A 14,172-nucleotide genomic window follows, 5' to 3' on the forward strand; every position below is an offset into this window, starting at 1 on the left:
GACCCCGCAGCGCTCGCGCCGGCTCAGCCGACGACGAGCTTCTTGTTCATGAACTCCTCCATGCCGTGCGGGCCGAGCTCGCGGCCGAAGCCCGAGCGCTTCGTGCCGCCGAAGGGCATGTCGACGTCCTCGGAGCCGGCGCCGTTGATCGACACCATGCCGGCGTCGAGCCGGTCGGCGACCGCGAGGGCGAGCTCGGGGTCGGTGCACCAGACGCGCGCGCCGAGGCCGAAGGGCGTGCCGTTCGCGATGCGCACGGCGTCGTCGACGTCCTTCGCGCGGTAGACGGTGCCGACGGGCCCGAAGAGCTCCTCGCGGTAGGCCTGCATCTGCTCGGTCACGCCGCCGAGCAGCGCGGGGGCGACGCGGGCGTCGCCGCCGTCGTCGAGCGAGCCGGCGAGCACCTCGGCGCCCTCGGCGACGGCCGACGCCGTCTGCTGGCGCAGCCGCTCGGCGGCGGCCTGCGACGACAGGGGACCCACGAGGGCGTCCTCGTCGCCGGGCTCCCCCACCGGCACCGCGGCGATCGCGGCGCCGAGCCGCGACGCGAAGTCGTCGTAGAGCTCGTCGAGCACGATGAAGCGCTTCGACGCGTTGCAGGACTGGCCCGAGTTCTCGAGCCGCGTGTCGACCGCCGCCTGCACCACGGCATCCATGTCGTCCGCCGACAGCACCACGAAGGGGTCGGAGCCGCCGAGCTCGAGCACGACCTTCTTGAGGTGGCGGCCGGCGACCTCGGCGACGGCCGCGCCGGCGCGCTCCGAGCCGGTCAGCGAGACGCCGCGCACGCGCGGGTCGGGGATGACGATGTCGGCGATCTGCTCGTTCGTCGCGAAGATGTTCTCGTACGCGCCGGCCGGCAGGCCCGCCTCGGCGAGGATCTCGGCGATCGCGGTCGCCGACCACGGGCACTGCGGCGCGTGCTTCAGCAGCACCGTGTTGCCGAGCATGAGGTTCGGGAAGGCGAAGCGCGCGACCTGGTAGTACGGGAAGTTCCACGGCATGATGCCGAGGATCACGCCCTGCGCCGACTTGCGGATGCGCGCGTCGACGCCGGAGCGCACCTCGAGCACCTCGTCGGCGAGGAAGGCCTCGGCGTTGTCGACGTAGTACTGCACGATCTCGCCCGAGAACTCCGCCTCGGCGATGCCCTGCCCGAGCGGCTTGCCCATCTCGGTGCGGATGATCTCGGCGAGCTCCCGCGAGCGCGACGCGAACGCGTCGGCCGCCCGGCCGAGGATCGCCGCGCGCTCGGGCATCGGCGTCGTGCGCCACGGCTCGTACGCCGCGTCGGCGCGCTCGATCGCGGCGCGGATCTCCTCGTCGGTCGCCGTCGGGAACTCCTTGACGACCTGGCCGGTGTAGGGGTCGGTGACCCGGTACTCGCTCACGCTGCCTCCTCGCAGGATCGGATGATCCCAGCGTACTGGGGCGGCGGCGAGGGACTCTCACAGCGTGCGACTCGACCGATGGTGGAGATGGGGGGAATCGAACCCCCGTCCAACGCTCGGACCGTGCGGCTTCTCCGGGTGCAGCTCAGGGGTGGCGTTCTGCTCGGCTCCGACCTTTGTCCTGAGCACCTAGGTCGACGAGCCCAGTCACAGGAAAAGTCCCGCGATGCCCTGTGACGCAGCATCGCAGCAAGCCCTCTTCATGACGCCAGGGTCCGGAGCGAGGGCGTCTCCGGTCTGACGGACTTCAGGCTCGCTTAGGCAGCGAGGGCGAAGTCGGTGCGCTTTGCGTTGGCACCTATGGGTTTGCAGGGGGCGTTGAAGAGATGACCCTGCATCCTCTACCCGCTTCCCGCAGCGACTGAGACGATGTCGAAACCGATCATCCCCGTGCTGGGTGCGAGTCGCACGCTGTGGAGTTGTCAAGGCCGGATGCGTCCGGCGCGCTGGCGGGGCCAGCCCACCATGGTACCGCGTCGGGCCGTCGCCCGGCAAGCGTCAGCCGAAGAGCAGCTCCGCCTCGCGGTAGCGGTGGTCGGGCACGCGCTTGAGGTCGCCGAGCGCATCCGCCATCCGCACGCGCACGATGTCGGTGCCGCGCAGCGACACCATCGAGCCCCACGCCTCGTCGGTGATCGCGTCGATGGCGGCGAGGCCGAAGCGGGTCGCGAGCACGCGGTCGGCGCCGCTCGGCGCGCCGCCGCGCTGGATGTGGCCGAGCACGGTCGCGCGCGACTCGATGCCGGTGCGCTCCTCGATCATCGGCGCGATGACCTCGCCGATGCCGCCGAGGCGAGGGCGGTTGAAGGCGTCGAGCCCCTTGCGCGAGTACTCCTCCTCCATCCCCTCGAGCTTGAAGCCCTCGGAGACGACGACGAGCGGCGCGCGCCGGCGGTCGTAGACCGACTGCACGTACTCGCAGATCCACTCGATCGAGCGCGGCTGCTCGGGGATGAGGGTGACGTGCGCGCCGGTCGCGATCCCGGTGTGCAGCGCGATCCAGCCGACGTGCCGGCCCATGACCTCGAGCACCATGCAGCGCATGTGCGAGTCGCCGGTGGTGCGCAGGCGGTCGCCCGCCTCCGTGGCGATCTGCACGGCGGTGTCGAAGCCGAACGTGTAGTCGGTGGCGTCGAGGTCGTTGTCGATCGTCTTCGGCACGCCCACGATCGGGATGCCGTCCTCGGCGAGGCGGTTGGCCGCCGCGAGGGTGCCCTCGCCGCCGATCGCGATCACCGCGTCGATGCCGAGCCGCTCGAGCGTCGCGGCGATCTTGGCCGGCCCGCCGTTCGGCCCCTCGTAGGGGTTCGTGCGGCTCGTGCCGAGGATCGTGCCGCCGATGCGGGACGTGCCGCGCACCGACGAGCGGTTGAGCACGCGCACGTCACCCTCGACGAGGCCGCGGTAACCGTCGCGGATGCCCACGAACTCGAGGCCGTGGTGCACCATGCCGGTGAGCACGGCGGCGCGGATGACTGCGTTGAGTCCGGGGCAGTCGCCGCCGGACGTGAGGATGCCGACTCGCATTTCGCCTTCCACCGGAGGGCCCTGGGTGAATCCTGCCGGTGCCGACCATTCAACCCGTCGGCGCATGGCGATGTCGAACCGGTGCCGCTATTCGTTGAGGCGGTTCCTCGTGCGCATCGCCCGCTCGGCCTCGCGCTTGTCCTGCCGCTCGCGCAGCGCGTGGCGCTTGTCGTACTCCTTCTTGCCCTTCGCCACGGCGAGCTCGACCTTCGCCCGCCCGTCGGAGAAGTAGAGCGACAGCGGCACCAGCGTGTAGCCGCCCTGCGCCACCTTGGCGGCGAGCTTGTCGATCTCGTCGCGGTGCAGCAGCAGCTTGCGCTTGCGGCGCGGCGGGTGGTTCGTCCAGGTGCCCTGGCCGTACTCGGGGATGTGCACGGCGTCGAGCCATGCCTCGCCGCGGTCGACGTAGGCGTAGCCGTCGACGAGCGACGCGCGCCCGGCCCGCAGCGACTTCACCTCGGTGCCGGTGAGCACGAGGCCCGCCTCGATGCGGTCCTCGATCGTGTAGTCGTGGCGCGCCTTGCGGTTCTGCGCCACGACCTTCTGGCCCTGTTCGCGAGGCATGGCGTGCTCCTGGGGTGTGCGGTCGTCGGATGCCCGGACGGGCAGCCGACCAGTCTAGCGCGCGATCAGATCCTGAGGTACCGCCGGATCGCGACCGCTGCGGCCACCCCGGCGAAGAGCACGCCGATCCCGACGAGCACGGGCGCCACCACGAGCGCGTCGTCGATCGTGACGATCGCGATCGTCTGCAGCATCGGCGCCACGTAGCCCTGCAGGAAGAAGTGCACGAGGGCGACCACCGATCCGGCGGCGAGCACCGCTCCGATGAGCGCCGCGACCACCCCCTCGATGATGAACGGCGTCTGGATGAACCGGTTCGACGCGCCCACCAGTCGCATGATGCCGAGCTCCCGCTTGCGCGAGAAGGCGGAGAGGCGGATGGTCGTGGAGATCAGGAGCACGGCCGCGACGAGCATGAGCACGGCCACGCCGATCGCTGCGAGGCTCGCGGTGTTGAGCACCTGGAAGATCGGCTCCAGCAGCGCGCGCTGGTCGCGCACCTCCAGCACCCCCGGCAGCGCGGAGGTCGCCTCCCGGATGAGGTCGGCGTCCTGCGGCGAGGTCGGGCGCACCCACAGCGCCTCGTTCATGCTCTCGGGGCTCGCGAACTCCGCGCTCGCGGTGCCGCCGAACTGCTCCATGAAGTGCTCGTAGGCGAGCTGGCGGTCCTCGAACTCGACCGCCGCGACGTACGGCTCGATCGCGCCGCTGTCGAGCACGTCGCGCACCGCCTGCACCTGCTCCTCGGTGGCGGCGGTCTGCGTGCAGGTCGCGGTCGAGTCGACCGGCCCGCAGAAGTAGATCCCCACCTGCGCCCGGTCGTACCAGAAGCCCTTCATCTGGTTGATCTGCATCTGCAGCAGGATCGCCGCGCCCACGAACGAGAGCGAGATGAACGTGACGAGCACGACCGAGACGACGACCGAGAGGTTGCGGCGCAGCCCGTTCCAGACCTCGTTGGCGATCAGCTGGAGCCTCACGCGGTCTCCTCCTCGAGCTCGTCGACGCGCAGCTCCTCGAGGTGCCGGCGGTAGCTGCCGTGCGCCTCGTCGCGCATGATGCGGCCGGCGTCGAGCTCGACGACGCGCTTCTGCAGCTCGTCGACGATCGACGCCTCGTGCGTGGCCATGACGACCGTCGTGCCGCCCTCGTTGATGCGGGCGAGCAGCGCCATGATGCCGGCGCTCGTCGAGGGGTCGAGGTTGCCGGTGGGCTCGTCGGCGAGCAGGATCGGCGGGCGGTTCACGACCGCGCGGGCGATCGCCACGCGCTGCTGCTCGCCGCCGGAGAGCTCGTGCGGCAGGCGGCTCGCCTTGCCGGCGAGGCCCACGATCTTCAGCACGTCGGGCACCGCCTCCGAGATGAAGCCGCGGCTCTTGCCGATGACCTGCAGCGTGAACGCGACGTTCTCGTAGACCGTCTTGTTGTTCAGCAGACGGAAGTCCTGGAACACGACGCCGAGGTTGCGGCGGAAGAAGGGCACGCGGCGGCTCGGCAGCGCCTTCAGCCGCTGGCCGAGCACGTGCACCTCGCCGCTCGTGGGGCTCTCCTCGCGCAGCACCATGCGGATGAGGGTGCTCTTGCCGGAGCCCGAGGCGCCGACGAGGAAGACGAACTCGCCCTTGAGGATCTCCAAGGAGACGCCGTCGAGGGCCGGGCGGGCCTTGCGGGAGTAGGTCTTCGAGACCTCGTCGAAGCGGATCATGGCCTGTCGAGGGTATGGGCGGGCCCGGCCCGCGGCCGCGCACCGCCCCGGCGCGGCGCTAGTTCTGCCAGGCGTCGAGGCGCCCGGTCGCGCGGGCGTGCCCCAGGATGCCGACGTGGGTGCGCTCCGGCTGGCCCCAGTGGCTGCGCTCGTAGAGCTCGTGCCGGGCGCCGAAGCCCGAGGCGACCGCGTCCCACAGGGCGCCGAAGACGGCCAGCCGCTCCGACGCATCCGCCCCGCCTGAGCCGCGCAGCAGCCGCGCCGCATCGGGGTGGTCGGCGAGCGCACCGGCGGGCAGCGGCAGGTGCGCGAGGCCCGACGCGAGCGCCGTCTGCAGCAGCGCGCGCATGCGGCCGTAGGCGTCGGGCGCGAGCGCCGAGAAGGCGAGCGCCGGCTCGACCGCCGGCCCCCACGCGCGCCCGGCCGGGTCGCCGTCGCCGACCGGCCCCGCCTGCTCGATCATCGCGTCGCGGAGCCCCGCGACGGTGTGCCGCAGCGCGATGACCTCGCCGAGCGCCGCCTGCACGCCGCGCAGCTCGCCCGTGCCCATGATCTCCGTGGCCCGCACCGCGAGCCCGGCGATCCACTCGAGCTTGGCCTCGAGCCGCGTCGCCGATTGGAAGGCCAGCCGCGCGTTCCAGCCGACGGCGCCGCGGTTGTGGCCGAGCATCGTCTCGGCGTCGCGGATGAGCACGTCCCCCCACGGCACGAGCACGTCGTCGAAGACGACGAGCGCGTCGTGCTCGGCGAAGCGCGTCGCGAGCGGCTGGTCGTCGCGCGCGGGCGTGCCGCGCGTATAGAGCGTGATGCCCGGCGCGCCGACCGGCACCGTCGCGGCGATCGCGAAGTCGTCGTCCTGCACCTCGCCGCCGAAGTGCGACACGAGCAGCCGCTGCGCGGTCGCGGCGCCGGTGACGACCGCCTTCGCGCCGCGCAGCACGACGCCCTCGTCGGTCTCGCGCACCACGTGCAGGAAGACGTCGCCGACCTCGTCGGGCGGCAGGTCGCGGTCGACGGGCGGGTTGACGAGCGCCTGCGCGTAGTGCGTGACGGCGGCGGCGTCGCGCGCGAGCGTGCCGCGCACGCCGTCGGCGAAGCGGCCGTAGAACGAGGCGTGCGCGGCCATCGACGTCAGCACCGACGCGAGCGTCTCGGGCGTGCGGCCCATCCACCCGTGCGTCGTGCGCTGCCAGGCGCGGATCGCGTCGCGCTGCGCCCGGAGGTCGTCGCGCGAGCGCGGGATCGCGTAGAACGCGTGGGTGCGCACGCCGTCGACCACCGTCGTCAGCGCATCCGCCTCGTCGCCGTGCAGGAGGTCGTAGAGCGAGGCGATCGTGGATGCGGCGCCGGCGAAGGCGGGATGGTCGGCGACGCGCTCGACGCGCGCGCCGTCGTGGACGACCGCCCGCCCGTCGTCGAGGCTCGCGAGGTAGTCGCTGCCCGTCTGCGGCTCGGTCATGGCGCTCCCCTGCCGCTCGGCCTAGTCGTCGGCGAGCTGCTGCTGCTTGCGCCAGCGGATGCCGGCGGCGATGAAGCCGTCGAGGTCGCCGTCGAAGACCGCGCTCGGGTTGTTGACCTCGTGCAGCGTGCGGAGGTCCTTGACCATCTGGTACGGCGCGAGCACGTAGGAGCGCATCTGGTCGCCCCAGCTCGCGCTGATGGTGCCGGCGAGCTCCTTCTTGCGTGCCGCCTCCTCCTCGCGCTTGAGCAGCATCAGGCGGCTCTGCAGCACGCGCATGGCGGCGGCGCGGTTCTGGATCTGGCTCTTCTCGTTCTGCATCGAGACGACCGTGCCGGTCGGGAGGTGCGTGATGCGCACGGCGGAGTCGGTGGTGTTGACGCTCTGGCCGCCGGGGCCCGACGAGCGGAACACGTCGACGCGGATGTCGCTCTCGGGCACCTCGACCTCGTCGACCTGCTCGAAGAGCGGCACGACCTCGACGGCGGCGAACGAGGTCTGGCGCTTGCCGGCCGCGCCGAACGGGCTCATGCGCACGAGGCGGTGCGTGCCCGCCTCGACCGACATGTTGCCGAAGGCGTAGGGGGCGCTCAGCTCGAACGAGGCCGACTTGATGCCCGCCTCCTCCGCGTAGCTCGTCTCGTAGACGGTGACCGGCATGCCGTGCTGCTCGGCGTAGCGCAGGTACATGCGCAGCAGCATCTCGGCGAAGTCGGACGCGTCGACGCCGCCGGCGCCGGCGCGGATCGTGACGACCGCCGGGAGCGGGTCGAACTCGCCGTCGAGGAGCGTCTGGATCTCCATGTCGGCGACGATGCGCTGGATCGCGGCGAGCTCCTTCTTGGCCTCCTGCTGGGTCTCCTCGTCGCCCTCCTCGTTGGCCATCTCGACGAGCACCTCGAGGTCGTCGATGCGCGACTCGGTCTCGGTGATGCGCTTGAGGTCGGTCTGCGCGTGGCTCAGCTGGCTCGTGACCTTCTGGGCGGCGTCGGGGTCGTCCCAGAGGTCGGGGGCGCCGGCCTCCTCGGAGAGCCGCTCGATGTCGGCGGCAAGCCTGTCGACGTCGGCCACCGCCTTGATGTCGGCGAAGGTGGAGCGGAGGGCGGCGATGTCGCCGGCGATGTCGAGATCGGCCATGGTGCCCCCAGCCTACCGACGAGCGACCGCCCGGCCGCCCCGCGCATCCGCCGTAGGCTCGGATGGTGAGCGGCGTCGACCAGTCCGAGCGGTTCCCCTGGCGCAGGGTCGCCGGCGCCGCCTATGTGCCCACCGCCGCGTTCGCGATCGGCGAGGGCGCGGTCATCCCCTACATCCCGCTGATCGCCGGCGACCTGGGCGCGTCGCTCGCGGTCGCGGCGGTCGTCGCCGCGATGCTGACGGTCGGCCAGCTGGCCGGCGACGTGCCGGGCGGCGCGGTCGTGGGGCGCTTCGGCGAGCGCCCGACGATGATCGGCGCGGGCCTGCTCGTGCTCGTCGCGCTCGCGCTGGCCTTCGTCGCGAGCGAGGTGTGGATGCTCGGGGTCGCGATCTTCGTGCTCGGCCTCGGCCACGCGGTCTTCGGGCTCGCCCGCCACGCGTTCATGACCACGTACGTGCCGCTGCGCTACCGCGCCCGCGCGCTGTCGACGCTCGGCGGCATCTTCCGCATGGGCATGTTCGTGGGCCCGCTGATCGGCTCTGCCGTGCTCGGGCTCGGGCTGGGGCTCGGCGCCGTGTGGGTCGTGTGCGCGATCGGCACGGTGATCGCGATCGCGGTGCTCGTGGTGCTGCCCGACCCGACGTCGGTCTTCGAGCGCACGCCCGCGACGACGGGCGTGATCGAGCTCGCGTCGGAGCGCGCCGGCGTGTGGCAGGTGGTGCGCGAGAACGCGCGCGTGCTCGGCACGGTCGGCGTGGGGGCGGCGATGCTGTCGCTCGCCCGCTCGGCGCGCAGCGTGCTGCTGCCGCTGTGGGCGGTGTCGATCGGGCTCGACGGCGTCAGCACGGGCCTCGTGATCGGCATCGCGGGTGGCGTCGACTTCGCGCTGTTCTTCGTCTCGGGCTGGGTGATGGATCGATTCGGCCGCCTGTGGAGCGTCGTGCCGTCGCTGTCGATCATGGCGATCGCCTTCGTGCTGCTGGCCGCGTCGCACGACCTCGACGCGGCCACGACCTGGTTCATCGCCGCGGCGATCGTGCTGGCGCTCGGCAACGGGCTCGGCTCCGGCATCCTCATGACGCTCGGCGCCGATCTCGCCGACCGGCAGAACCCGGCGCCGTTCCTCGGAGCCTGGCGCCTCACCGTCGACCTCGGGGGCGCGGCCGCGCCGCTGCTCATCTCGCTGCTGGTCTCGGTCGCGTCGATCGCGTGGGCTGCGGGCGGCCTCGCCGTGCTGTGCGTCGCGGGGGCGGGGATGCTGCTGCGCTGGCTGCCGCGGAAGCCGCGGGAGTAGCCGGCCCTACGGCTCGTCGCGGCGGAGCTCCTGCCGGGCCGCGAGGTCGTGCGCGATCGAGGTGGCCTCCTCGCGCAGCTCGTCGTCGCCGAGCTCGCCGGCCTGCACCTGCTGCACGAGCTGCCGGAACCCCGGGTGCTCCATCAGGGCGCGCAGGCCCTCGGCTGCGCGCTCGGGCTGGTCGGTCGGCAGGCTCGCCGCCACGGCGTCGACGTCGAACGGCAGCTCGTCGGGGTTCGGGCTCATGCCCGCGAGGCTACCGGGCACCCCTTGTCGCCGTCCGGCGCCGGTGGGATCATGCGCGTCAGGGAGCCCCACCCAGCCGCTTCCCACGATCCGCTTGGCGTCACGGGCCGGTTCTGGAGCACACCGTGGCGCGTCGACCCCTCGCCCGCACGACGAGCGTCGGCTGCGCGGTCATCGCCGCGATGGTGCTGAGCCTGACGGTGCCGATCGCCGCCTCGGCCGCGCCGCCCGCCGCCCCCCTGCTGGTGGCTCCCGCCGACGGCAGCACCACCGCATCCGTCAGCCCGACGCTGAGCGTGGCCGCGAGCGACCCGGACGGGGGCAGCGTCGACGTCGCGTTCGAGGGGCGCGAGCGCGGCGCGACCGTGCCGAGCGACCCCGCCGCCGAGGGATTCACGGTCGTCGTGGTGCCCGACACGCAGAACTACAGCGACGGGAAGCAGGCGCTCCTGCAGCAGCAGCTCACCTGGGTGCGCGACAGCCGCGACGCGCTCGACACCGCGTTCGTGATCCAGCTCGGCGACCTCGTCAACGACTGGACGCTCGAGCGCGGCTGGGACAACATCTCGGACGCCTTCAGCATCCTCGACGACGGCGCGGTGCCGAACAGCGTCGTGCCGGGCAATCACGACTTCGACATCGCCACCGGCGACATGGGCCCGTACAACGCGCACTTCCCGCCGTCGCGCTACGCCGAGGGCTCGTGGAGCACGGAGACCACCCGCTACGGCGGCTACCTGGGGCAGGACCAGTTCGGGCCGGACCCCATCGACCGCGGCAACGCCGACAACTACGCGCTCTTCACCGCGGGCGGCGTCGACTTCCTGGTGCTCAACCTCGAGTGGGAGGCGCCGGGCTACGCGCTCGACTGGGCCGACCGCGTGCTCGACGCGCACCCCGACCGCACGGTCATCATGGCGACCCACAGCTTCCTGAGCATCACGGGGACCCATCGCACGACGCCCCAGCGACCGGGCGGGACCGCACCCGCGGCGATGTGGCAGGACTTCGTCGCGCAGCACTGCCAGATCCGCCTGGTCCTCTCCGGCCACGAGCACGACGGCGACCTCGGTGAGGCGAGCCGCACCGACGAGAACGTCTGCGGCCTGCCGGTGCACCAGATCCTGACCGACTACCAGGCCCGGGCCAACGGCGGCAACGGGTGGCTGCGGTACTACTCGTTCGAGCCGACGGAGGGCACGCTGACCGCGACCACCTACTCGCCGGTGCTCGGGCAGTACGAGACCGACGCCGACTCGTCCTTCACCCTCCCGTTCGACCTGACGTCCCGGGAGCCGGCGCCGTTCGAGCCGATCGGCACCGTGCGGGTCGACGCGGGCGAGGTCGCCTCCGTGGACTGGCCCGACCTCGCGCTGGGCACCGAGTACGAGTGGCGAGCGGTCGTCTCCGACGGCGCGTCGACCACGACGTCCTCGACGTGGACGTTGCGCACCCCCGCCGCCAACGCCCCGCCGACGGCATCGATCGCCGTCGAGTCCGACGGCCTCACGGTCACGGCGAGCGCGAGCGGCTCGACCGACGCCGACGGCACCATCGCGTCCTACGCATGGCAGCTCGGCGACGGCAGCACCGCCTCGGGCGAGACCGCGAGCCACACGTATGCCGGCACCGGCGTCTACCCGATCACCCTCACCGTGACCGACGACGAGGGCGCGAGCGGCGAGGCCGTCCGGAGCGTCACCGTGCTCGACCCCGCCGAGCGCGTGCTCGCCCTCGACGACTTCGGCCGCACGGTCGCCAACGCCTGGGGGTCGGCGGATGTCGGCGGCGCGTGGACCCTGCGCGGCCCGAGCAGCAGGTTCTCGGTCTCCGGCGGCGCAGGCCGGATGACCGTCCCTGCCTCGATGAGCCAGACCGTCTACGCCGACCTCAACGGCGTCTCGAGCGCGAGCACCCGCATCGACGCGGTGTTCAGCGTGGGGTCGCGCGTGGAGGCGCAATACGTCTCCCTCGTCGGGCGCCGCATCGGCTCGGCGAACTACATCGCCCGGCTGCGGCTGCAGGCCGACGGCGGCGTGCGCCTCTACCTGCTGCAGGACGGCGCGACCGCGATCGCACCGATGCTGCAGGTGCCGATCACGATCGCACCGGGCCAGCAGTACGCCTTCAGCATGGAGGTGACGGGCACCTCGCCCACCACCGTCCGCGCCAAGCTGTGGCCCGTCGGCCAGGCAGAGCCCGGCTGGATGCGCTCCGGCACGAACAGCCTCGCCGCCCTCCAGGCACCCGGCGCGGTGAGCGTGTTCACCTACGTGCCGAACAACCCGGGCGGCGGCAGCGTCGCCTTCGACCGGATCACGGTCACCGATCCGGCGGGAGCGGCGCCGAGCCCGAACGCTGCGCCGACCGCCTCCTTCTCGGTCGCAGCCTCCGGCCTGACCGTGACCGCGAACGGCGCGGGATCCTCCGACTCGGACGGGTCGATCGCCGCGTACGAGTGGGACTTCGGCGCAGGCTTCGCCGCCGGCGGCTCGACGGCGTCCCACGTCTACCCGGCGGCGGGCGAGCACACCGTGCGCCTGCGCGTCACCGACGACGACGGCGCGACCGCCGTGGCGGAGCGGAGCGTGACGGTCGTCGCGCCCGCGACCGACGTGCTCGCGGACGACGCCTTCGACCGCACGGTCTCCAACGCCTGGGGGTCGGCGGATGTCGGCGGCGCCTGGACCCTGCGGGGCACGGCCAGCAGGTTCTCGGTCTCCGGCGGGGCCGGCCGCATGACCATCCCGCCCGCCACGACCCAGACGGTCTTCGCCGACCTCAACGGCGTCTCGAGCACGAGCACCCGCATCGACGCGGTCTTCTCCGTCGGCTCGCTGGTCGAGGCGCAGTACGTCTCGCTCGTCGGACGCCGCATCGGCTCGGCGAACTACATCGCCCGGCTGCGCCTGCAGGCCGACGGCGGCGTGCGCCTCTACCTGCTGCAGGACGGCGCGACCGCGATCGCGCCGATGCTGCAGGTGCCCATCACGATCGTGCCCGGTCAGCAGTACGCCTTCAGCATGGAGGTGACGGGCACCTCGCCCACCACCGTGCGCGCCAAGCTGTGGCCCGTCGGCCAGGCAGAGCCCGGCTGGATGCGCTCCGGCACGAACAGCCTCGCCGCCCTGCAAGGCCCCGGCGCGGTGAGCGTCTTCACCTACGTGCCGAACAACCCAGGCGGCGGCAGCGTCGCCTTCGACCGCATCACGGTCACCGAGCCCTGAGCGGCGGCGGCGTCAGTCGACGAAGACCGCCCGCGCGGTCGACGTTACGTCGAGGCGGATGCTCTCCGGCAGGAAGAGGGAGACCACCGGCGGTCGCCACGCGCTCGAGACCGTGACGGAGGCGCTGCGCGCATCGGCGCTCGCGCCGTCGACGCGCACGTCGTCGAGCCCGGCGGCAGCGCGCGACGCCCATGCCGCGGCCGCCTCGTCGACGGCCGCGTCGGCGAGCTCGGGCGCGGCGGCGGTGCCGTCGAAGCGCACCTGCTCGAGCGCGAACGCCTCGGCCGCCGCGAGCGCCGCGCCGTCGGCGACGGTGAAGAGCCGGCGCCGCTCGATCAGCATGCTGGTCGCCGCCGTCACCGCGAGGATGAGCGCGAGCGCGAGCGCCGCGAACCCCATGGTGAGCACGAGCGTCGAGCCGTCGTCCTCGCGCGCGAGGCGCCGCAGCACGCGCCTCACGGCGCACCGCCGAACGCCGAGACCGGCTGCGACGCGAGCGCCGAGACCGGGACGCCCATTCCGACGTCGAGCGCGAGCACGGGCGGCGCGAGCGGCAGCGGCACCGTCGCGTCGACCTGCACGGTGACGGTGCCGCGCGGCGTCTGGCAGTCGCCCGCCGCCGGCGCGCACGTGATCGCGACCTCGGCGGCCGCGGGCTCGACCCCGGCGTCGGCGAGCGCGACGCGGATCGCGCGGTCGGCGGCGGCGAGCCCCTCGTCGTGCCCGTCCGCCGCGGCGATGACGCGCGCCGCGTGCCGCGCCGCGCCCTCGATGCCGAGCACGGCGTGCTGGATCTGCCCGAGCGAGAGCGCCAGGTAGACGAGCGGCACGAGCAGCAGCACACCTACCGTCAGGAACTCGAGCGAGGCGCTGCCGGCGTCGTCTCCGAGCGCGCGCCGCAGCTCAGCCCAGCGACTCGAGCGGCGCATGGCCGCGCACCTCCAGCCCGACCGGCCCGACGAGCCCGATCACCGGCAGCGGCGCCGCGACCCGGATCTCGATCGTCTCGAGCCCTGCGACGACCGCCGTCCCCGCCGACACCTGCTCCGCGTAGGCGGTCCCGACGGCGGTCGTGATCAGCTCGCGCGTGCGCGCGATGCCGGCCGACGCATCCGACCCGACCAGCGACGCGTGCCGCGCCCCCTCCGCGGCCGCGTCGGCGAGCGTCGCGCGCACGTGCAGCGCGAGCGAGAGCTGCACGACCGAGAGCACGAGCAGCACGAGCAGCCCTGCGACCATCGTGAACTCCGCGACCGCCGAGCCCCGCTCGTCGGCCAGGCGCATCAGAAGCTCGTGACCCTCGCGATGGCCTGCTCGAACACGCCTGACAGGGCGGGCCCGGCGACCGTCCAGATGACGATGACGAGCCCCGCCGTCATGAGCGTGACGAGCACCCAGCCGGGCACGTCGCCGCGCTCCTCGTCGCGCATCCTCCCGACGAGGCGGGCGAAGCGACAGCTGATCGTGGACATGGTCTCCTCCTTCAGAATCCGACCTGCAGCACATGGATGCCCGGCCACATCGCGAACGCCACCGTGGTCGGCAGCAGCCCGAACACGAG

14 protein-coding genes and 1 other RNA gene are annotated in these 14,172 nt (G+C 72.8%); 2 read left to right on the plus strand and 13 right to left on the minus strand.

Features of this window, described 5'->3' with window-relative positions:
• Positions 1-23 precede the first annotated feature (23 nt).
• From MU522_RS13040 to prfB, 8 genes are all read right to left on the minus strand, one after another.
• Entirely contained in the window at positions 24-1,391 is a 1,368-nt protein-coding gene (locus MU522_RS13040; RefSeq protein WP_246991606.1) for an aldehyde dehydrogenase family protein, read from the minus strand.
• Positions 1,392-1,470: 79 nt separating this feature from the next.
• Positions 1,471-1,841, minus strand: a transfer-messenger RNA (tmRNA) gene (ssrA, locus tag MU522_RS13045).
• Between the two features lie 108 nt (positions 1,842-1,949).
• Entirely contained in the window at positions 1,950-2,978 is a 1,029-nt protein-coding gene (locus MU522_RS13050; RefSeq protein ID WP_246991608.1) for a 6-phosphofructokinase, read from the minus strand.
• Positions 2,979-3,065: 87 nt separating this feature from the next.
• The gene (gene smpB, locus MU522_RS13055) at positions 3,066-3,542 is read right to left on the minus strand and encodes an SsrA-binding protein SmpB (protein ID WP_128188461.1); all 477 of its coding nucleotides are present in this window, start codon (positions 3,540-3,542) and stop codon (positions 3,066-3,068) included.
• A gap of 65 nt (positions 3,543-3,607) precedes the next feature.
• Positions 3,608-4,522: a permease-like cell division protein FtsX gene (gene ftsX / locus MU522_RS13060; RefSeq protein WP_246991610.1), complete on the minus strand. Its 915-nt coding sequence runs from the start codon at positions 4,520-4,522 to the stop codon at positions 3,608-3,610.
• The gene (gene ftsE / locus MU522_RS13065) at positions 4,519-5,247 is read right to left on the minus strand and encodes a cell division ATP-binding protein FtsE (protein ID WP_128188459.1); all 729 of its coding nucleotides are present in this window, start codon (positions 5,245-5,247) and stop codon (positions 4,519-4,521) included. Before ftsE ends, ftsX begins: the two co-directional genes overlap by 4 nt.
• 58 nt (positions 5,248-5,305) lie before the next feature.
• The gene (locus tag MU522_RS13070) at positions 5,306-6,706 is read right to left on the minus strand and encodes a 4-hydroxyphenylacetate 3-hydroxylase N-terminal domain-containing protein (RefSeq protein WP_246991612.1); all 1,401 of its coding nucleotides are present in this window, start codon (positions 6,704-6,706) and stop codon (positions 5,306-5,308) included.
• A gap of 21 nt (positions 6,707-6,727) precedes the next feature.
• Positions 6,728-7,843 (minus strand): peptide chain release factor 2, encoded by a 1,116-nt coding sequence (prfB, locus tag MU522_RS13075; protein ID WP_128188457.1) that lies wholly within the window; start codon positions 7,841-7,843, stop codon positions 6,728-6,730.
• A 65-nt stretch (positions 7,844-7,908) separates the two neighbouring features.
• On the opposite strand from prfB, the gene MU522_RS13080 reads away from it, so the two are divergent.
• Positions 7,909-9,138: an MFS transporter gene (locus MU522_RS13080; protein WP_246991614.1), complete on the plus strand. Its 1,230-nt coding sequence runs from the start codon at positions 7,909-7,911 to the stop codon at positions 9,136-9,138.
• 6 nt (positions 9,139-9,144) lie between these two features.
• On the opposite strand, the gene MU522_RS13085 is transcribed toward MU522_RS13080, so the two are convergent.
• The gene (locus MU522_RS13085) at positions 9,145-9,384 is read right to left on the minus strand and encodes a hypothetical protein (protein ID WP_128188455.1); all 240 of its coding nucleotides are present in this window, start codon (positions 9,382-9,384) and stop codon (positions 9,145-9,147) included.
• Positions 9,385-9,509: 125 nt separating this feature from the next.
• Between MU522_RS13085 and MU522_RS13090 the strand changes: the two genes are divergently transcribed.
• Positions 9,510-12,611 (plus strand): PKD domain-containing protein, encoded by a 3,102-nt coding sequence (locus MU522_RS13090; protein ID WP_246991617.1) that lies wholly within the window; start codon positions 9,510-9,512, stop codon positions 12,609-12,611.
• Between the two features lie 12 nt (positions 12,612-12,623).
• On the opposite strand, the gene MU522_RS13095 is transcribed toward MU522_RS13090, so the two are convergent.
• The 4 genes from MU522_RS13095 to MU522_RS13110 are packed head-to-tail and all read right to left on the minus strand — an operon-like array spanning position 12,624 to position 14,083.
• The gene (locus tag MU522_RS13095) at positions 12,624-13,070 is read right to left on the minus strand and encodes a pilus assembly protein TadG-related protein (RefSeq protein ID WP_246991619.1); all 447 of its coding nucleotides are present in this window, start codon (positions 13,068-13,070) and stop codon (positions 12,624-12,626) included.
• Positions 13,067-13,540, minus strand: coding sequence for a hypothetical protein (locus MU522_RS13100; protein ID WP_246991621.1), 474 nt, complete (start codon positions 13,538-13,540; stop codon positions 13,067-13,069). Before MU522_RS13100 ends, MU522_RS13095 begins: the two co-directional genes overlap by 4 nt.
• Positions 13,515-13,895 carry a TadE/TadG family type IV pilus assembly protein gene (locus MU522_RS13105; RefSeq protein ID WP_348645600.1) on the minus strand — a complete coding sequence of 127 codons (381 nt, stop codon included), beginning with the start codon at positions 13,893-13,895 and terminating at the stop codon, positions 13,515-13,517. The genes MU522_RS13100 and MU522_RS13105 overlap by 26 nt, the downstream gene beginning before the upstream one ends.
• On the minus strand, positions 13,895-14,083 hold the full coding sequence (locus MU522_RS13110; RefSeq protein ID WP_246991623.1) for a hypothetical protein: 189 nt from the start codon (positions 14,081-14,083) through the stop codon (positions 13,895-13,897). The genes MU522_RS13105 and MU522_RS13110 overlap by 1 nt, the downstream gene beginning before the upstream one ends.
• Between the last annotated feature and the right edge of the window lie 89 nt (positions 14,084-14,172).

It is taken from the genome of Agrococcus sp. SCSIO52902 (assembly GCF_022983135.1).
GTDB classification, from domain to species: domain Bacteria; phylum Actinomycetota; class Actinomycetes; order Actinomycetales; family Microbacteriaceae; genus Agrococcus; species Agrococcus sediminis.